At 37.7% G+C, this 19,136-nt stretch carries 15 protein-coding genes; 7 read left to right on the plus strand and 8 right to left on the minus strand.

Annotation, left to right across the window (positions count from 1 at the left end):
- Nucleotides 1–27: 27 nt before the first annotated feature.
- Nucleotides 28–2,412: a 3-hydroxyacyl-CoA dehydrogenase NAD-binding domain-containing protein gene (locus H4683_RS17420; protein ID WP_192600106.1), complete on the minus strand. Its 2,385-nt coding sequence runs from the start codon at nucleotides 2,410–2,412 to the stop codon at nucleotides 28–30.
- 222 nt (nucleotides 2,413–2,634) lie between these two features.
- Between H4683_RS17420 and H4683_RS17425 the strand changes: the two genes are divergently transcribed.
- Together H4683_RS17425 and H4683_RS17430 are read left to right on the plus strand one after the other, a co-directional pair.
- Nucleotides 2,635–2,955 carry a thioredoxin family protein gene (locus H4683_RS17425; RefSeq protein ID WP_192600107.1) on the plus strand — a complete coding sequence of 107 codons (321 nt, stop codon included), beginning with the start codon at nucleotides 2,635–2,637 and terminating at the stop codon, nucleotides 2,953–2,955.
- A gap of 75 nt (nucleotides 2,956–3,030) precedes the next feature.
- Nucleotides 3,031–3,555 carry a C39 family peptidase gene (locus tag H4683_RS17430; protein ID WP_192600108.1) on the plus strand — a complete coding sequence of 175 codons (525 nt, stop codon included), beginning with the start codon at nucleotides 3,031–3,033 and terminating at the stop codon, nucleotides 3,553–3,555.
- A 45-nt stretch (nucleotides 3,556–3,600) separates the two neighbouring features.
- Here H4683_RS17430 and H4683_RS17435 read toward each other — a convergent pair whose 3' ends face one another.
- The 5 genes from H4683_RS17435 to H4683_RS17455 all read right to left on the minus strand — a co-directional run bounded on the left by H4683_RS17435 (nucleotide 3,601) and on the right by H4683_RS17455 (nucleotide 8,745).
- Nucleotides 3,601–4,485 carry a 5'-3' exonuclease gene (locus tag H4683_RS17435; RefSeq protein WP_192600125.1) on the minus strand — a complete coding sequence of 295 codons (885 nt, stop codon included), beginning with the start codon at nucleotides 4,483–4,485 and terminating at the stop codon, nucleotides 3,601–3,603.
- A 319-nt stretch (nucleotides 4,486–4,804) separates the two neighbouring features.
- On the minus strand, nucleotides 4,805–5,836 hold the full coding sequence (locus tag H4683_RS17440) for a serine hydrolase (protein ID WP_192600126.1): 1,032 nt from the start codon (nucleotides 5,834–5,836) through the stop codon (nucleotides 4,805–4,807).
- 397 nt (nucleotides 5,837–6,233) lie between these two features.
- Complete coding sequence (locus H4683_RS17445; protein WP_192600109.1) at nucleotides 6,234–6,737, minus strand: NUDIX hydrolase; 504 nt, start codon at nucleotides 6,735–6,737, stop codon at nucleotides 6,234–6,236.
- A gap of 99 nt (nucleotides 6,738–6,836) precedes the next feature.
- A complete protein-coding gene (locus H4683_RS17450) occupies nucleotides 6,837–7,280 on the minus strand; it encodes an NUDIX hydrolase (RefSeq protein ID WP_192600110.1) in 444 nt (147 codons plus the stop codon).
- A gap of 160 nt (nucleotides 7,281–7,440) precedes the next feature.
- Nucleotides 7,441–8,745 carry a serine hydrolase domain-containing protein gene (locus H4683_RS17455; protein ID WP_225942185.1) on the minus strand — a complete coding sequence of 435 codons (1,305 nt, stop codon included), beginning with the start codon at nucleotides 8,743–8,745 and terminating at the stop codon, nucleotides 7,441–7,443.
- Between the two features lie 186 nt (nucleotides 8,746–8,931).
- Here H4683_RS17455 and H4683_RS17460 point away from each other — a divergent pair, with 186 nt between their 5' ends.
- Together H4683_RS17460 and H4683_RS17465 are read left to right on the plus strand one after the other, a co-directional pair.
- Nucleotides 8,932–9,951, plus strand: a complete 1,020-nt coding sequence (locus tag H4683_RS17460) for an ankyrin repeat domain-containing protein (protein WP_192600111.1) — start codon at nucleotides 8,932–8,934, stop codon at nucleotides 9,949–9,951.
- Nucleotides 9,952–10,119: 168 nt separating this feature from the next.
- A complete protein-coding gene (locus tag H4683_RS17465; RefSeq protein WP_192600112.1) occupies nucleotides 10,120–10,509 on the plus strand; it encodes an AAA family ATPase in 390 nt (129 codons plus the stop codon).
- A 498-nt stretch (nucleotides 10,510–11,007) separates the two neighbouring features.
- On the opposite strand, the gene H4683_RS17470 is transcribed toward H4683_RS17465, so the two are convergent.
- Both H4683_RS17470 and H4683_RS17475 read right to left on the minus strand, forming a co-directional pair.
- The gene (locus H4683_RS17470; protein WP_192600113.1) at nucleotides 11,008–11,286 is read right to left on the minus strand and encodes a hypothetical protein; all 279 of its coding nucleotides are present in this window, start codon (nucleotides 11,284–11,286) and stop codon (nucleotides 11,008–11,010) included.
- Nucleotides 11,287–11,433: 147 nt separating this feature from the next.
- Nucleotides 11,434–11,778 carry a hypothetical protein gene (locus H4683_RS17475; protein ID WP_192600114.1) on the minus strand — a complete coding sequence of 115 codons (345 nt, stop codon included), beginning with the start codon at nucleotides 11,776–11,778 and terminating at the stop codon, nucleotides 11,434–11,436.
- Nucleotides 11,779–12,414: 636 nt separating this feature from the next.
- Here H4683_RS17475 and H4683_RS17480 point away from each other — a divergent pair.
- From H4683_RS17480 to H4683_RS17490, 3 genes are all read left to right on the plus strand, one after another.
- Complete coding sequence (locus H4683_RS17480) at nucleotides 12,415–14,766, plus strand: InlB B-repeat-containing protein (RefSeq protein WP_192600115.1); 2,352 nt, start codon at nucleotides 12,415–12,417, stop codon at nucleotides 14,764–14,766.
- Between the two features lie 118 nt (nucleotides 14,767–14,884).
- Entirely contained in the window at nucleotides 14,885–17,962 is a 3,078-nt protein-coding gene (locus H4683_RS17485) for a sensor histidine kinase (RefSeq protein WP_192600116.1), read from the plus strand.
- Nucleotides 17,943–19,055, plus strand: a complete 1,113-nt coding sequence (locus tag H4683_RS17490) for a response regulator (RefSeq protein WP_192600117.1) — start codon at nucleotides 17,943–17,945, stop codon at nucleotides 19,053–19,055. The genes H4683_RS17485 and H4683_RS17490 overlap by 20 nt, the downstream gene beginning before the upstream one ends.
- The last annotated feature ends 81 nt before the right edge of the window (nucleotides 19,056–19,136 follow it).

Genomic DNA, 19,136 nt, shown 5'->3' on the forward strand with positions numbered 1-19,136 from the left:
TTGTCTTCCTCCTCTTCGTATATATGATTAGTTGCGTAGTGGTTTACCCTTCACAAGCATATGCTGCATACGTTGTTGTGACTTTGGTTCCGCCACAAGGCTAAGAAACGCCTCACGTTCAAGGTCAAGCATATATTGTTCATCGACAAGCGTTCCGTACGGTACTTTCCCGCCTGATAAAACAAATGCAAGCTTCCTCGCGATTTTCAGATCATGTTCACTAATGAAACCTGAGAGGAACATGCCTTCTGCTCCAAGAAGCATCGTTGCATAACCGGAATCACCTGTAACAGGGATTTTTTCGCGTTTAGGCGCTTTATAGCCATTGTTATACAATGCAAGTGCCACCTGTTTCGCATCGTAAATCAAGTGATCTGCATTCACACTGACACCATCAGCAAAATCAAGGAAGTTATTCTCGCGTGCCTCTTCACCAGAAGTTGACACCTTCGCCATTGCAATCGTTTCAAACACTTTGTTCGCAACATATTGATAGTCGACATGGACACCGTTCGGCAATCCTTTTAGATGCTTTGCATACAAGCCGACGTTACCGCCACCACCTGGTATCAAACCTACACCTGCTTCGACCAGTCCCAAATAAGTCTCCATTGAAGCTTGGATATGTGCTGCTGGCAGACAAACTTCTGCTCCGCCACCGAGTGTCATCCCGAATGGTGCCGCCACAACAGGCTTCGTGGAATATTTCATTTTCATCATTGCGTTTTGGAATGAACGGACCGTGAAATCAAGTTCGAAAATATTATCGTCCTGTGCTTCCATTAGAATCATGCCTAGGTTAGCACCTACACAGAAGTTTTTGCCTTGATTTCCGACGACAAGCCCTTTAAAGTTCTTCTCCACTTCATCAACAGCGAAATTAATCATCTGAACGATATCAGGACCAATCGCATTCGATTGTGAATGGAATTCAAGAAGCGCCACGCCATCGCCAAGGTCAATCAAGCTGGCACCTGTGTTCTTTTTAATGACACCCTGTTTTTTCTTATAACGCTTCAAGTCAATTGCTTTATCATTTACAGGAACCAGCTTGTAACCTTCCCCGTCGAAGAAATAAAGTTCGCTGTCTTCTTCTTTATAAAAAGATTCATAGCCCTTATCGAGCAAAATTTGAACGAAAGAAGGTATTTCTTCCCCTTCTTCTTTCATCAAGGTAACGGATTTCATAACGCCAATTGCATCCCAAATTTCAAACGGACCTTGCTGCCAACCGAAGCCCCATTTCATGGCATTATCAAGCGCAACGATATCATCTGCAATCTCACCATTCAGTTCTGCGGAATAACGCAGTGTCGGTGCAAGGATATTCCAAAGGATTTCTCCTGTCCGATCCTTCGCATAGACAAGTGATTTCACTTTGTTGGCAAGACCTTTTTGTTGCTTCGCCATTTCAATTGAAGGCGTTTTCAATTTCTTCGCCGGGCCATATTCAAATGTCGCTGGATCGAGTTCAAGGATCTCTTTATCTTTCTTCAAATAGAATCCTTGTTTCGCTTTGGCGCCAATCCATCCATTGTCGATCATTTTTTTCATGAAAGCTGGCAACTCAAATACTTTTTGTTCATCGCCCGTTGTTTTATCGTAAGCGTTTTTCGCAACATGCATGAACGTATCAAGGCCTACTACGTCAAGTGTGCGGAATGTCGCTGATTTCGGACGACCAATCAATGCCCCTGTCACAGAATCGACTTCCCCGATTGAATAACCGCGCTTCTCCATTTCACGAAGGGTAATCAGAAGCCCATACGTACCGATACGGTTTGCGATGAAGTTCGGTGTATCCTTTGCAATGACGACGCCTTTTCCCAGACGGTCCTCTCCGAAAGTAATCATAAAGTCGATAACTTCAGGTGCAGTTGTACTTGCTGGGATCACTTCAAGTAGTTTTAAATAACGTGGTGGGTTGAAAAAATGCGTTCCAAGAAAATGTTTTTGGAAGTCTTCAGAACGTCCTTCCGCCATCGCTTCGATACTTATTCCAGAAGTATTCGAGCTAATAATCGTACCCGGTTTGCGGACTGCATCGATTTTTTCATACAATCCTTTTTTCACAGCTAGATTTTCAACGATTACTTCAATGATCCAATCGACGTCTTTCAGTTTCCCCAAGTCGTCTTCAAAGTTTCCTGCTTCAATAAGCGAAAGATTACTTTTGGATGCTAGTGGTGCAGGCTTTTGTTTAAGTAATTTTTGTATTGAACCGGCCGCAATCTTGTTCCTTACTTGACCGTCTTCCATAGTGAGACCCTTCGCTACTTCATCGTCTGTTAGTTTTCCAGGGACAATATCCAATAGAAGGACCGGGATTCCGATATTTGCGAGATGGGCTGCGATACCTGATCCCATGACGCCTGAACCTAAAACTGCCGCTTTTTTAATTTGATAAGACACGAGCGAAACCTCCCTTTTCTTTTCTTGAATGAATACTCATTCATTATGTGAACAAAAAAAATAGAAACGCTTTCTATATCTCTTAGTGTAGAACATCCTTCACGTTTTCGCAATATTTAAATCGTAAATTTTTTTCCGGAGCTGATCTTTCAATCAGAACATTTTACTAGCAGCTGAAAGTAAATCCGTTGTACACTGACCATATAGAGGAGTGGATTATTTATGAAATCAATTACGACAGCAGAACAATTCAATAAAATTATTTCCGAGGACTCCAAAGCACTTATCAAATTCCAAGCAGGTTGGTGCCCTGATTGTACACGGATGGATATGTTTATCAGTCCGATCATTGAAAAATATGATATGTACACATGGTATGATGTAGACCGTGACGTGTTGCCTGAAATCGCTGAAAAATACGATGTCATGGGAATTCCTAGTTTGCTGATTTTCAAAGATGGTGAAAAACAAGCGCATCTACACAGTGCTAACGCTAAATCTCCACAGCAAGTAACTGAGTTTCTTGATGGTGTGAAAGCATAACTGAAAAATCAGCGTCAACAGGTAGATTCCATTCTAGTTGTTGACGCTATTTTTCTGTATTCCGGAGGTAATTGCATGAAATATCAATTGGATGTCAAAGGGAAATCGCAATTCGATAAGGATATTGATGAACGATATCAACCATCAGCATGTGGCCCTGTAACCGCATTCGTCATGATGCGCTACCTCTTCCCTAATGCATCTCCTTACAACATCAATGATTTGTATCGTCTTATGGGCGGAACGAAAATTGGTTTATTCAAATGGCGTTTCATCTATACTATGCGAAAAGTACTTGGTTCAAACTGGACTGTTGCGAAGTGCGGAATTGATGAAGTACAGCGGCAGATTAAAGAGGGACGACCGGTTGCGGCGAAGTTCGATAAATGGTTTTCATGCCGTTGGCGAGGGCGTTACGAATTTGATTATCATTGGGTGCCGGTGATTGGTTTTGAAGAGAATGGTGATGATATAGCGCTTATTGTTCATGATAACGGGGGGAGAAATCGGAAAAGTGGAATTCAATATGTGTCCTATGAGCAGAATCGGCAAGTGCTGTCCTTTGTGAAAATGGAACCTGTCGACGGTACACATCAATAAAAAACGCTTATCGAATCTTCTCGTAGAATTCGATGAGCGTTTATTTTATTTCAAAAACAGTGAATCCGCCTGTTTCACAATCATAGTATAGCCTTCTGCTTCAATTAGTCCCCTCATAACTTGATCATAAACAGGAATTTTTAATTCATCAATCGGATCATTCATTTCAATAGCACAATGGATTTCCGCAAGTTTTTTTGATAAAAATAGCATGTCCATATCGACTTCAATCTTTTTCCGTACGCCAGGCGCCAGTTCTTGCAGTGATTCGATTACACCTTCTACAGTCCCATATTCTTGAATGAGTTTGAGGGCTGTTTTAGGTCCAATCCCTTTCACTCCAGGATAGCCATCACTCGAATCACCTGTGAATGCCTTCTTATCTATGAATTGTTTCGGAGTAATTCCATACTCCTCGACGAATCTGTCATATGTATAAAAATCATAAACCGCATACCCTTTCTTCATGAATGCGATGCGCACTCCTGGCCTGAGTAGTTGGAGAAGGTCCTTATCTCCGGTAACAATCGTGATCTCCGATTTGCCATCCCATTCTCGAACCATCGAACCGATAAGATCATCCGCTTCCATGCCGGGAATTCCGTAATTCTTCCAGCCAATCATTTCCGACAGATTTCTCGTCATATCAAACTGCGGTACAAGTTCGGGAGCTGGCGCTGGACGATTCGCCTTGTAGCCATCGAACAAATCATTTCGAAACGTGTGCGCCCCCATATCCCAACAAACCGCCATATGAGATGGCTTGAATAAGGACATTGCCGTCATTGTGTGACGTGCAAATCCCTGAACGCCATTTGTTGGTACGCCTTCAGCATTCGGAAAGTAGTGTCCCATTGCCGATGTTGCAAAAAAAGAACGGAACAATAGAGCCATTCCATCGATAAGTAATAAATGCGGTTTTTCGTTCATTTCCATAGTAATTTCCTCCATCCATTTCCAAAAAAACTGGGATCATCCATATAACTATAAAAAAATAAGTACCGTTGTGTGTGCAAATACGATAATTTTTTTGCCATAACCTTTTTTCCATATCGTGTGAATAAAGACAGAATGAAAAAATATAAAACAACAATGAAATAGATGACGCTATATAAGTTGAACGAAAGATTCATCGGCCCATTTATACTTGAATAGTTGAAACAAACGCTTCAAACAAGCATATGTTGAATCAACAAAAATGTAAAACTTAAATTCTTATATAATATCAAATGCCTACTTATTTGATTTATTAATTAGCCCTCACCTTTGTCAATTCCTCTTCAATTCCGTTCATAATGTCAGATGCTCCCGCCGACTTATTTGAGCATACAACAACCTTGAGGGATGAATCAGGAAAAAAAGCAGAGTGAAAGCTGACTCCTGGGTCGTATCCCATTACATGATACTTAAGAATATTATTTCCACTTTTCTTAATCCAGATACCATAACCATAAAAGCTATCCTCTTTCACTAGAGTATGAGTTGTAAGTAACTTGTTGGTAAATGCTTCATTTAGTAGCTGATGGTTCATTAGGGCGTCCCATAACCTAACCATATCTTTAGCTGTTACAAATGCTCCGCCATCTGAACCGCCTTTCGCGGGTAACGAATAAATATTCGTTTTCCATGTGCCATCTGAATTATCTATGTACCCTAACGCTATCCTTTCCGGAAGAGAGTCAAACGCAAAGTACCCTGAATCTATCATTCCAGCTACTTTGAAAATACGTTCTTCTATGTAGTCAGTAAAGTCAAGCCCACTTGCTTGTTCAACTACTAAACCTAGCAAAATATAACCTGCATTATTGTAGTGGAACTGCTCTCCCACTGCGGATTTCATGCAATCATTTTGAAATAGTGGTAAGAAATCTCTTAAACATCTTATGTGATACATTGGATTTTTGACCCATAGCTCCTCAAAATCATCCATTACTTCCTCATCAAAATAATCCGGTATTCCTGAAGTATGCGTCAGTAAATGATGAATGGTTACTTTTTTGTCAAGGTACGGAAAATTTATATCAAGACATTCGCTCAAAGAAGAGTCAAAAGAAAGTTTTCCTTCTTCTACAAGCTGACAAATTGCTATCGAAGTGAAAAGCTTACATCCCGATGCAATACCATACCGAGTTGCTGCTTGATTTTTTAATTGTTCAGAACGATTTGCGTAACCATAGCTTACATCGACTAAAAGTCTTTCCCCATTTTCAATAAATGCCGTACCTGAGAATTGATTATTACTTTGAATAGTTGCAATTCGTTCTGTAATGGTTATATCCACTTTCAAGTTTGTTCCTCCAATCTCTTTGTCTTCGAAAATATATTTTCCTTGTTATCATTGAATTAAAGGGCTATTTTCCAATTTAGTCCTGCCTTTTCTGCTAAAATACACACTACCTTCCTTATCTTCCTGAACACTTCGAACACCCTCTCTATTTATAGTATAGTTCAAAAAACTCCAAAGATAAACAGATCTAGGTATTATTTTGACAATTCATAAAAAGTGAATTATAGTAACAACGTATGGAAATTATTGCCAGAGGCGAGAAATGAAATACTTCTATTCAATAAAATTTGTTTTCAAATTAATCTTTTCCAACCTACTGATTCCTTTAGTGTATGTAGCTCTATTAACCTATTCTGTTTTAGGATTCTATCTATACTCTATTGAAAAAAGCCTAGGAAGTGGGCTCTTTGGTATTTATGTGTTTTATGTTGTTAATGCTTTCCGATTTCCCTTCATTAGTTAACATCTCATATAATCCGTCTGGGACAAGCTTGAATTTTGGGTTATCCTTAAAATCAGCTAATCTCTTCCAAACTGCTATATATTTATTTTCTCCTTCAACACCCTGAATAACGTCTTGTTCATAAACATTGGTATAGAGTAATTTTGCTTCATAAATAAAATCAAACTCATGTCCAACTTCACCATTATAAGAGAATATGTTTTCAATGATTCCCAACAGTTTCGTGTCAATAATATCCTGATTGATTTCTTCCTTTACTTCACGAATCACAGCGGATTTACTGTCTTCGCCATATTCAATTGTTCCTCCAACTGGACGAAATGTAATAACTCCATGCTCGTCGGGAAACTGTTCCAACAATATTGAATCAGTCTTCCGAATGATACAAAGTGAAGAGGCCCTATACCTACGAATTTGATTAATACTAATCATTCCCTCTTAATTTTTTAAAAGAAATATGAGATACGTCTTCTTTAGTATTGCTATTTTACGAAGTTAAAGAGTTTGATTTTTATAGGAGTTGAACTGGCACTAGTAAGATTCAGGTCTGCCAGCTTTCCTAAGAATATATGGAACCGTAGTTTTACTTTTTATCAATCCTTCAAATCCACTTGATAGATGTATGTACTTTTCTGCCGCTTGGGCATTCATCCAAGTAATTTCCTCAATTTCTTCTGGAAATGAAATAGTTATTTCCCCACCGATTATTTTTCCATTGAAAGTAAAAAAGATCGCATGATGTCCTCTTTCTTTAAAAAATGCCTCACTCACCGTAAAAATACCATCTATTTGTACTTCTAATCCTGTTTCTTCTTTCACTTCACGAATGGCCGCTTCTTCAAGCGTTTCTCCCTTTTCTACCGCTCCGCCTGGGAGTGTATAGTAAGAAGGCCCTTCACCTTTATTTTTGACCATTAGTACATTCTTTCCTTGTTCATCCAATAGAAGTACATAGGCAACATCTACTCTTTTCATGTATGCTCCCCCCTTTTTAGTTGCTTAAGATGACGGTGTACGAGTAGATAAAAACCACATTGCTAATAAAATTATCATGCATAAAAAAATTAATTGAAAACGATTCGAAGATTTAAACTCTTCACCAAAAAATAAACAATCTTCCGAACTCTATGAGAACCTACCCAGCCTTATTCGTCCTACACCTTTTTCCATAACAGTCTATATACTGCACATATTCTATTGCCCCTGATGGTGAATAATAGAATACAAGTTGTTCATTAATCATCTCGGTTACAAAAGTTGTTTTGACAGAGTCGTGACTAACTGGGACAAGTTTGAATTTATACATTGCTCCGTACATCTTAGGGGCTGTAAGGTATAGTTCTTCATTTTTCACGGAAATGTCCAGAACTTTATATTCCTCATTTCCAATTAAATACTTACCCTCTATAGATTTTATTTTTGCAAATGGGATAGGTACAGCAGGAAACGGTAATGATACGTTTTCTCCAAAAATGATTTTCGCAATTTCCTGACTTAGATGGGTTACAGGTGTAACATTCATATTACTTAAAAAGATAATCGTAACTTGATCATCGACAAACCTAAGAAATTCGCTAGAAAAACCACTGATATCACCAAAATGATGCACACAGTTTCTATCCACTATTTCAGCTATCATCCAACCACATGCATAGGTACCTAGATTTGGAGTAAACATTTTCTGCGTTAGTTCCTTAGAGAGTATTTCAGACGATCTTAATGCCTTATCCCAAATAAATAGATCCTCTGTTGTAGAATATAAACCATATGCTCCTAATGGAAATGACATGTCCGCATATGCGGGATGAATCGGTTCTTCCCAGTATGAATAACCAGAAGCTAAACCTGGAACGACCTTTATTCCGTCATCACAGTCTGTATTATACATGCCCAGCGGATGACATATTTGCTCTTGTATATAATCTGTATAAGACATGCCTGTAACTTTTTCGATAATAGCCGTTAACAACGTGTAACCTGAGTTTGAATACCCAAAACTACTTCCCGGTTCGAAGTCTAATTCCTGTTCTTTAAATGAATCAATAAGCTGATTTAAAGTTGAAGGTAGTCTCATTGTACTAGACCAAAAATCAGCAAAATTTGTATAATTGGGAATACCCGAGCTATTGGTTAAGCAATGATATATCGTAATTCGATCACCGTTTGGATAATCGGGAAGATACTTACCTACATGATCGTTTATGTTCAACTTCTGCTTCTCATGTAATTGAAATATCCCCATGGCTGTAAAAGCCTTAGTAAGTGAGCCTATGCGAAATTTAGTTGTAGGCATATTAGGTATATTATATTCCCAATTCGCCATACCAAAACCTTTGTTTAAAAGGATTTTATCGTTAGAAGCGATTAATATGGAACCATTCAAATAGCCATTTTGATCGTATGACTCTACCCAGTAACTTATCCGCTCTTCTACTATCATATGTGTTTTTTCCTCTCTCTAACGTAGCGTTACTTTTGAATTTTATATCTACTATAAATTCAATGTATCTTTTCAACTATAAAATTCAAAATGTTCAATAAGAGATTAATTAAGTGGAATTCTGAATAACGTGGACTTTCCAATATGGCTACTGTAACATATTAGTAGATAGGAGGAGGTAAATAAATGTTAAAAAGATGTCTTTTCATGTGTTTTACGTTGCTACTAGTTTTGGCGTTTTCATCCCCAACGCAAGTAAATGCAATTGGGTTTACAGACGTTAATTTGTACAAAGAAGAAATTACTTACTTAGCCGATAAAGGGATAATACAAGGCTATCCTGATGGCACTTTCAAACCCACTCAAAACCTAACTCGTCTTCAAGCTGTCACAATGATCTTACGAGAAAAAAAGATTACTGAATACAGCGCACCCAATCCGAATTTCACAGATGTAAAGCCTGGGAGTCACGGCTACGAGATAATAGCAAAGGCCGTTGATTTAGGATTTATCTCTGGAAAAACGAATAAAGATGGCAGCAAATATTTTGACGCGTCATCGCCGGTAACTCGTGGTCAGATGGCCAAGATTCTCGTCAAGGGCTATCAGTTATCGAAAAAGGAAGACGTAAACTTTACAGACGTTGTAGCTACTAACTCCTTTAAGGATTATATCAGTGTATTATCCACAGAGAACATTACAAAAGGCTATTCCGATGGGTCATTTAAGCCGAATAATAATCTTTCACGTCAACATTTCGCTTTGTTCATGGCTCGATTGTTGGCCGATAGAGCGCCTAGCCAGGACCCTAATCCACCATTAATAAAAGCTACTAATGCCGGTGATTTTGAAAAAGTCAAAGCTTTACTTAAAAGTGGTGTGAATCCAAATGTAGTAGATAGGGATGGAAAAACAGCCCTATATGCTGCGACTTCAAACGTGGAAACAGATATAATGAGTTTGCTATTAGAATACGGAGCAGATCCGAACATTCAAGATAATTATGGTTATTACCCACTTATGGGCGCTATTTATCCACCCCATAATATTGAAATGATTCGTATGCTGTTAGAGGCTGGAGCTAATCCGACCATCAAAGATAATGATGGCCATGACGCATTTTATATGGCTAAAGAGAATGGAAATATACCAGAAGTAATAAAACTGCTTGAACAATTTTCAAAAATCAAGGGTGAGAACGACTGAATAGATGAGCAAACTTGTAGCTTTCATTGAATTCATTATCAAGCATATTGAACAACCACCTACTAAAGTAGGTGGAATCTATTTGGGCTAAAGCCCACTAAAGATAAAAATCAAAAATAAAGCTCAAAAACTAAAAGATAAGGCTAAAGCGTATACCGTCTAAAGACGGTGGTTTTTGACCACGCTTTTGAAAAGCAAAATGGTTCCGTTATTTTCATTGATGAGCTTGATACCAAACTACATCCATTGTTGCTAAGGTATGTCATTACGATGTTTCATGATGAAAAGACGAATCCGCATAATGCGCAATTGATTTATACGACGCATGATAATTACACTTTGACAAAGGATGTTTTTAGAAGGGATCAGATTTGGTTTGTTGAAAAACAGAAAGATTTGACTGCAGAATTGTATTCATTGGCTGAGTATAAATTAGATGATGATCGAAAAGTTCGAAATGACGCAAGCTATAATAAGGATTATTTATTGGGTAAGTATGGTGGAGTGCCTGTTTTGAAGGAATTTAACATGTGGGGTAATTCCAATGAGACAGAATGAACGCGAAAAAAGGAATTATAAGCGAAACCTATTCAAAGAAACAACGTATTTTTTATAATGATTTAAAAGATTTCACCAAAGAGGCTAGTAGGAGGAGTGACCGGCTGTTGGAAAGATATTACGAGGATGAAATTACCGTTCCGTCGAAAATGAATCCCGCGACTACTGTTCATAAATTATTGGCTAAGCTACTACCCTATCTTGAATAGAAGATGATGGAGTCTGAATATAGAATAGCTCCTTTCCCTCGTCTTGTACTTTATATTTTCCTACACATAAAAAAGCTAAAGCCCCAAATTCGGCTTTAGCTTTTTTTATGTCAACCGAGTAAATACCGAGCAATACCTTCGATATCCGGTGTAAAAATACGGTCTTCGTCAATTGGACGAACAACTTCACGCAGTTTATCGTACTTAACCCGTGTTTTCGGCGCCATGCCCTCTACTCCACAGATAAAACAGATTGTTCAGTTAGTTTAACTTTGTAAGTTCTCTGACCCTATTTTTGCTCCTGAACATGTTTTTTCAAGTCATTAAAAGCGTTTTTATTGTTGGTTACCCATTCCTTTATATTTTCAACACTTTCTTTTGCTTCTACTTTAGAACCTTTAGTTAATTCAATAACAGTTGGGAATAATTCTTCGTTACCGGATTCAACTTTTTCTAGGATGAATGGTATCGCAGGTGTCCCTAATTCCAAAAGAAGCTGTTCTTTTTCATTGGGGCTTAGTTTGGAACTAGAAGAAATTGCATCAACAGTAGCAGGAATGGAAGCCAAGTGTTCCTTCCATTTTAATTTAAATTCTTGTGCTGTTTCCCATTGAGAAGATTCTTTTTTCTTTAGATCTACCCTTGCGATACGTTCAATTGCGATTGCTAAAATGTATTCTTGCAGACCGCTATTTACACTTTGAGATAACCTTTTTTATAAGTGCGGCAGTGCATCATTACCTAGCGTGATTATTTCGTTAAAGTTCACATCATCCTGAATATAATCATGGGGATCCGAACTTGTAGATAACCCCGTTCCTAAAGCAAGTTCTTTATCAATTTTTTGAGCAATCAAAGAAAAATTAGTATCGATTCTTTTTTCCATAGCGACACTTGTTCTTTGACTAATAAATATTGATCCAATAAAACAGCAGATTAAAATCACCAAAAATAATTTTTTCACTATGACCACTCTTTCATTTTTATTGTTTAGCGTATTTTTTGTAGCATTACCATAGATACCGCAGGACTTGTAAGAATCCCAATCGCTGTATTTCAATAGCTCAGCCTGCCCTCATTTTGCTGTACTGACAGTGTATTTACTAATGCGAGCAAAATGATTAGTTTTATAAGATATTATTTCGTAAATTGCAGTATTCTTTAAGCATATAGAACTTTTTTGATTTCAACATAAATGTAATAGATATTAATTAATCATCTCTTTTTATATTTTCATTATTGGAATAATACACCACGAACCCTTGGTTGTTACAACAATTCTCCTGAAAAAATAATCCCCTTTATGATTCAACCCCAAAAGGAATGTCAGCTATTGTTACTATTTCATTTTTTAGTCTCGATTGAAAAACATGTTTTTTTAGTTGTCTAGATTTTGTCCAACCTGCTACTGATAGGATGGAATTGATATTTATGAAACTACTATAACAAAAAGGAGCAAATGCTGAGAACAAATAGCACACCGCTTACGATAAGCTTTTTACAACAGTCATAGCAATGGCAGAAAGGATCGATATAGCTAATACAGTTCGGAGCATTCGTTTCACTTATGTCTTAAATGAGTGAAAACCCGCATAGGAATAATCAATTTACTTATACTATGAAATTTTGAAAACGCATTTGCTCATTTATAGTTCTTTTATAAGTATCAAATAAAGATAAAGTTTGGGGTGTTTTTTTGAGAAAAAGTAGTCTATTACTAGTTATTTTCTTTTTACTAATGTCGCAATTTAGTGGTTTTTCTGTCTATGCCCTAAGTGAAAATGGTTTTGAGTATGATGTGAACAGTGATGGTATTAGTGTAACAATTACAGGCTATACAGATACAGCGACGGATGTTGTTATTCCAAACATGTTAGATGGAAAAACTGTGACGGGGATCGGGGACGATGCATTTAAGAGTAAAGGGTTAACAAGTGTAACGATGCAAGAAGATTTGATGACAATCGGGCGCCTTGCATTTCGTGATAACAAGTTAACGAGTGTGGTGATACCAAACAGTGTGACAGCGATTGGAGAATATGCATTTGCTTCTAATCTATTAGAGACTGTGGATATTCCAGATAATGTGACGACGATTCAAAGTTTTTCCTTTAACGGAAATAATTTATCGAGTGTTGTATTTCCGAGTAATGTGACCTTAATAAAACAAGCTGCATTTTCCGGCAATAAGTTAACAAGTATAGTATTGCCGAATAGCGTGATTGAGATTGGACAAACTGCATTTGGTTCTAATTTATTAACAAGTGTAACAATACCTGACAGCGTGACGACAATTGAACATTTTGCATTTGAGAACAATCAGTTGAGTAGTGTGATAATTCCAAGTAGTGTGACCAGGATTGGAGAAAAGGTATTTGATAGAAATACATTAAACAATGTGAAATTTGAGGGTACACCAACTACTAATCCGTCGTCCTTCACAGGTCAAACTAAACCATCCGCTGTATTTATTGAATGGTTTAACGAGCCTGAATTTAGCACGAATTGGAATAATACCGTCCCCCAGCCAATGACTATTTATGCGAAGTATAGCTATATGATCTCCTTTAACACAACTGGTGGAACAGTTGTGTTAGATCAAAGAATTCCGTCTAATGAAAAAGCACTAGAGCCCGTAGCCCCAACAAAAGTAGGACACACATTTGCAGGGTGGTACAAGGAAGCGGCCTTAACGACTGAATGGATTTTTACGACAGATACAGTAACAGCGGCTACAACGCTGCATGCGAAGTGGGATACAAATAGCTATACGCTCTCCTTTGAGGAAAATGGAGGGACTGCAGTAGCAAATCAAACCATTATGCAAAATGAAAAAGCGACAGCGCCCACACCGCCAACAAAATCTGGTCATACATTTGCAGGGTGGTACAAGGAAGCGGCTTTAACGAATGAATGGATTTTCACGACAGATACAGTAACAGCGGCCACAATGCTGCATGCGAAATGGAACACGAATAGCTATACACTCTCCTTTGAGGAAAATGGAGGGACAGCAGTAGCAAATCAAACCATTGTGCATAATGAAAAAGCCATAACGCCCACAGTACCAACAAAAGCAGGTCATACATTCGCAGGATGGTACAAGGAAACAGCTTTAACGAATGAATGGAAATTTGCATCCGATGTATTAACAGAAAACACAGCACTGTATGCAAAGTGGACAACTAATCATTCTCCCAGTGGAGGTGGCGGTTACATTAGTACCAATACATTAACCTTTAACACAAATGGAGGATCAACTGTAGCCGCACAAACCCTTGCATATAACGAAAAAGCAGCGAATCCCATAGTTCCAACAAAAGCAAATCATAAATTTGCGGGATGGTACAAGGAAGCAGCCTTAACGAATGAATGGCGTTTCGCGACAGATGTAGTGACAGAAAATTCCACACTGTACGCAAAGTGGACGATGAATCATTCTGCTGATGAAGAACCAGCGCCAATCCCGGTTCAGACACCCGAAGAAGTAGAGCGACCAGAAGAATCGACAGGACCAATGTGTACCATTAGATTTACGGATACCTCAACTCATTGGGCAAAGGAAATGATTGAAGATATCGCTAGTCGTTGTATAATAATAGGATATCCGGACGGGACATTTAGACCAAATGAACCTATCAAACGCCGGCATGTCGCCATCATGTTTACACGTGCATTTGAGCTAGCACCAATACGTAACTCGATTGCCTTTAGCGACGTGCCAACGAACCATTTCTACTACGCTGCCATCACCAAAGTCTATCAGGCGGGCATTTTCGATGGCGCATCAAACGGTAAATTCAATCCCGATGCGAATATGACACGTGCGCAAATGGCAAAGGTTCTTGTGTTAGCATTTGGATTAGAGTCAAATGGAACAAGTGCAAATTTATTCCGGGACGTGCCTTCAACGCATTGGGCAAAGGATTATATTTCAACGCTTGCGGACAATCGCATTGCATTGGGAGATAACGGGGACTTCAAGCCAGATGAACCCGTAACACGCGCCCAATTTGTCTCCTTTATATACCGAGCATTGAACCTATAAAACAAACCACCTGCAAAGTTGTTTTAAAAGCCTTTGTAGGTGGTTTATTTAGTTGTCACGGGATAGAATTTACATACATAAAAATTTATTTTCCCAAAAAAACTAAGGAGGTATGATAATGAAAAAGAATAGTGGCATTACTGTGACCATTATCATGCTATTTACGGTTGTGTTTTTTCTTGGAAATCAAGAGTACTTTCGAACAGATAGCCGGCCCATTGTACAAGATGGCGTCACGACCATTGATAATGGACAACTACAGCAACAGTCTATTTTAAAATTGGACGGAGAGTGGTCGTTTTATCCAAACGTATTGATTCCACCTAGTGCATCGATTGATGCGTATGAACAACAGCGTATTCCCATTGAAGTGCCTGCTAAATGGGATGACTTTGTCGAACCAAATGAGGAAGGTCTTTCCATCGGGACCTATCATATCACGGTGAAGGTACCTGTTGAGGGACAATACGGCTTATATATTCGGACAATACGACAAGCAAATCGCATATTTATTAACGGAGAAGATGTTGGCGCGGTGGGAAATCCAAGTGATACACTTCAAGCTTTTCGTTTTGAAAATGCCGATAAATATACGGTTTTTGCTAAAAGTAAAAATAAAGAGCTAGATATAATCATTCATGTGGGAAATCGCAATTATTCAAAGGCAGGTATTCTCTTCCACGTCGAATTCGGTAAAAAGGAATCCATTCAAAAATATTATCGTAAGAAAGTATTGGTAGATGCCTTTGTGTCAATTGGCTATATGGTATTTGGACTCATTTATTTGATTTCATACAGTCAGAATCGGAAGCGGAAAGAGGAATTATTTCTTGCTTTATTCACTATATTATTAGGTCTTTACATGTCATTCATCAATCAAAAAGTGTTCTTCCTTATTATGCCCCCGATAGATACTTCGGGACAAGTTCGTTTACAATTAGGCATTTTACCACTTGTGATTGCTTGTTTAACCTACTTTATTTATTATATATATCCCGAATTTATAAAGAAAAAGGCAATCTATAGTATTAGTTTTTTACTTGGTATACTTTTTTTCATATATGCAATTTATGATCCATTCACAAACAATGGTATGGCGATAGGGACAGCTTCTTTACTATTGTTACAACTAGTATTTGTAGTCACTATACTTCCGGTGGTACTTTATAATTTATTTATCCTTTTACGCGTGCTCATGAAAAATGTAGAGGGTGCACATTATATTTTAATTTTCTTAGTATCGCTTTGCTGCCATGCACTATTGATGGTAGTTAAATTTTTATTTGATGTGCCGATGAATTATAGTGAACTACTATTGTTTATTCTCGTATTATATAGTTTTGCGTCACTTCTCAGTTTTAGGGCAAATGCCTCCTTTAAAAAAGTACAAGCATTATCGGAAGAGCTATTGTTACATAATCAATTGAAGGATGAGTTTCTATTAAAAACGTCCCATGAATTACGTACGCCTTTAAATGGTATTTTGAATTTATCGAAATCATTAATGGAAGGTGCACAGGGTCCTTTAAAGCGTGAGCAGCAAGAAAATGTTATTTTAATTCATAACGTCACGCAACGCTTAGGTTATTTAGTAGAAGATTTATTATTTTCATCGAATCATATGTCGAAGGAAGTACGCGTCACGCAGCGTGCTGTGCCAATCACCGTTATAAATGAAGTCATAGCAGAAATACACAGCCTATTGCCTGATGATGCAACAGTACAGCTTATTAGTACCGTCGATCATGATTTACCAGCGATGTATACAGATGAATTGCGCTTCAAGCAGGTGCTTTATAATTTATTATATAATGCGCTACAGCATACATCACAAGGGCAAATCACCGTTATGGCAAATATCTGCGAAGAACAAATGAAAATACAAGTAAGTGATACAGGAACTGGCATATCCTCACAAGATGTAGAGCGTATTTTTAATTCTTTTTATCAAGTGAAGAAAGAATACGATAGTGGAGGCCTCGGTTTAGGATTAAGCATTGCGAAGAATATAATAGAAAAATTAAATGGTGAAATTTACGTCAAGAGTACACTCGGTGTCGGAACAATTTTCACCTTCACAATGCCACTTGTAAATGCGGAAAAAATAGCTAGCGAGAAACATCAGCGAGCAGGTGTGCATAGAACAGATAGTACAGTACTTCAATTAGATCTACCGCTTTTTCATAAAGGAAATGATAAAACAATTTTAGTTGTCGATGACGATCATGTGAATATTAAGGTGCTAGCAGATGCTTTAACACAAAGGGGTTATACGTTTATTGCGGTTGACAACGGCTTTGATGCGATGGAATATTTAAAAACGCATAAGGTGGATTGTATGTTAATCGATTTAATGATGGGCGGCATGTCAGGCTATGATTTATGTAAAAGGGTACGGAAGCAGCACGATATGCTAGAGTTGCCAATTATTGTTTTAACAGCGATTATGCAACATTCCGATTTAGTGTTATCCCTACAGGTTGGGGCAAATGATTATTTACAAAAACCGATTGCAATGGATGAGTTATTAGTGCGTATCCAATCCCTACTGGCTGTTCGTCAATCTTCCGTCGATGCAATTGAGGATGAAATGAATTTTTTATATGCACAGGTGACACCTCATTTTGTTTACAACACCCTTAATACGATTATCGGGTTAAGTTATACAGATATAGAGAATACGCGTGAGGCGCTATACTATTTATCTACTTATTTTCGTGCCAAGCTGAATGTTCATTATCGGAATAGTATGGTTACTTTAGACGAGGAAATTGAACTTGTAAAAGCATATCTTTATATTGAAAAAATGCGTTTTGATGATCGCCTTACAGTGATCTATGATATAGACGAATCGATTGACTTAATGATTCCTGCATTATCCATTCAGCCGTTAGTTGAAAATGCAATTTTTCATGGGGTATCCAAGAAAAAAGAAGGCGGTACGATTGAAGTAAGCGTGCAACGAGAAGGTCAGTTGGTACGCATTAAAATTGATGATAGTGGTGTAGGCATCCCTGAAGATAAATTGCAGCAATTAGTGAACGAGGAAAATCCGCGTATCGGTTTTACGAATCCATTAAAAAAATTTAAGCTCATTAAAAATGCCAGTTTTCGTTTGTACAGTGAAGAAGGAAAAGGGACAACGGTTATTATTTTATTACCAGGAGGTGACGCATATGAACATCGTCATCATTGATGATGAAAAGTGGGCAATTAATGTGTTGAGCATTATTTTAAATAAACTAACACAGTTTTCAATTTGTATTAAAGGTACGTTTACAGATGCCAAGGATGCATTTGCACTTTTGGAAAAAGAACGGATTGATATTGTTTTTTTGGATATGGAAATGGTTGATATTCACGGCTTGGATGTTGCCAAGAAACTATTAACGAGCTACCCTTATGTGCAAATTATTTTTGTGACAGCTCATGCACAGTTTGCAGTGGATGCTTTTGATGTTGAAGCTACAGATTATTTGTTAAAGCCAGTCCGAGAGAATCGTTTAATAACAGCGTTGAAAAAAGCACAGAAAATCTATGAAAATGGTAAAGAAACACAGACCCCAAAAAAGGAATTGAACTTGTATGCCTATACATTTGGAAGCTTTCAGCTACTAGATGTGCGACAGGACACTGTAAAATGGCGTACAAAAAAAGTGAGAGAACTATTCTTGTATTTATGGTTTTATCAAAAAAAACCCTTATTAAATACGGTTATTATGGAAGATTTATGGCCGGAAATAGAGTTAGAAAAAGCGGGAACTACCCTTCATACGTCTGTCTATCATTTACGAAAAATGCTTAAGCAAAATGGGAGTGAGTATCCTATTTTACTCGTCAATAATCACTATCAGTTAACTAGTGAGATTGATAGTGATTACCGGGAACTTTTGCAGTTAGTAGAAGGACAGCAACATAATGAGCAGTCGATTCAACAGCTGTTAAATTGCTATGAAGGTGATTTTTTAGCAGAGGAAGAATATCCTTGGGCGATTCAAATACGGATACGCCTAAAACAAGATGTCTTACACTTGCTTGAAACATATATTACCGATACAAAAGATATGAACCCATTACTAAAATTAAATTGCCTACAAAAAATGCTAGAGCTAGATGAATTTAATGAGCAGTATATGTTTTTGCTCTTGCAATTTTTAATCGGACAAAATAAAAAACAAGCTTGTATGCAATGTTATGAAGCTATTCAGAAAAAGTTACAAGAAGAGTTAAGCGTACCAGTGCCTGAAAAAATTAATAAACTATACGCCGAATATATGATGCGGGTATAGTGCATTGTAAGAAAAGCCCTTTCCCCTCGTCTTGTACTATGTATTTTCCTACACAGAAAAAAAGCTAAAGCCCAAAATTCC

The organism is Sporosarcina limicola, from assembly GCF_014873855.1.
GTDB lineage: Bacteria > Bacillota > Bacilli > Bacillales_A > Planococcaceae > Sporosarcina > Sporosarcina limicola.

Coding starts and splice junctions, on each gene's coding strand:
- H4683_RS17490 (WP_192600117.1), top strand. CDS start 17,943: ATGAACATCGTCATCATTGATGATGAAAAGTGGGCAATTAATGTGTTG.
- H4683_RS17460 (WP_192600111.1), top strand. CDS start 8,932: ATGTTAAAAAGATGTCTTTTCATGTGTTTTACGTTGCTACTAGTTTTG.
- H4683_RS17425 (WP_192600107.1), top strand. CDS start 2,635: ATGAAATCAATTACGACAGCAGAACAATTCAATAAAATTATTTCCGAG.
- H4683_RS17450 (WP_192600110.1), bottom strand. CDS start 7,280: ATGAAAAGAGTAGATGTTGCCTATGTACTTCTATTGGATGAACAAGGA.
- H4683_RS17455 (WP_225942185.1), bottom strand. CDS start 8,745: ATGATAGTAGAAGAGCGGATAAGTTACTGGGTAGAGTCATACGATCAA.
- H4683_RS17430 (WP_192600108.1), top strand. CDS start 3,031: ATGAAATATCAATTGGATGTCAAAGGGAAATCGCAATTCGATAAGGAT.
- H4683_RS17435 (WP_192600125.1), bottom strand. CDS start 4,485: ATGAACGAAAAACCGCATTTATTACTTATCGATGGAATGGCTCTATTG.
- H4683_RS17445 (WP_192600109.1), bottom strand. CDS start 6,737: ATGATTAGTATTAATCAAATTCGTAGGTATAGGGCCTCTTCACTTTGT.
- H4683_RS17485 (WP_192600116.1), top strand. CDS start 14,885: ATGAAAAAGAATAGTGGCATTACTGTGACCATTATCATGCTATTTACG.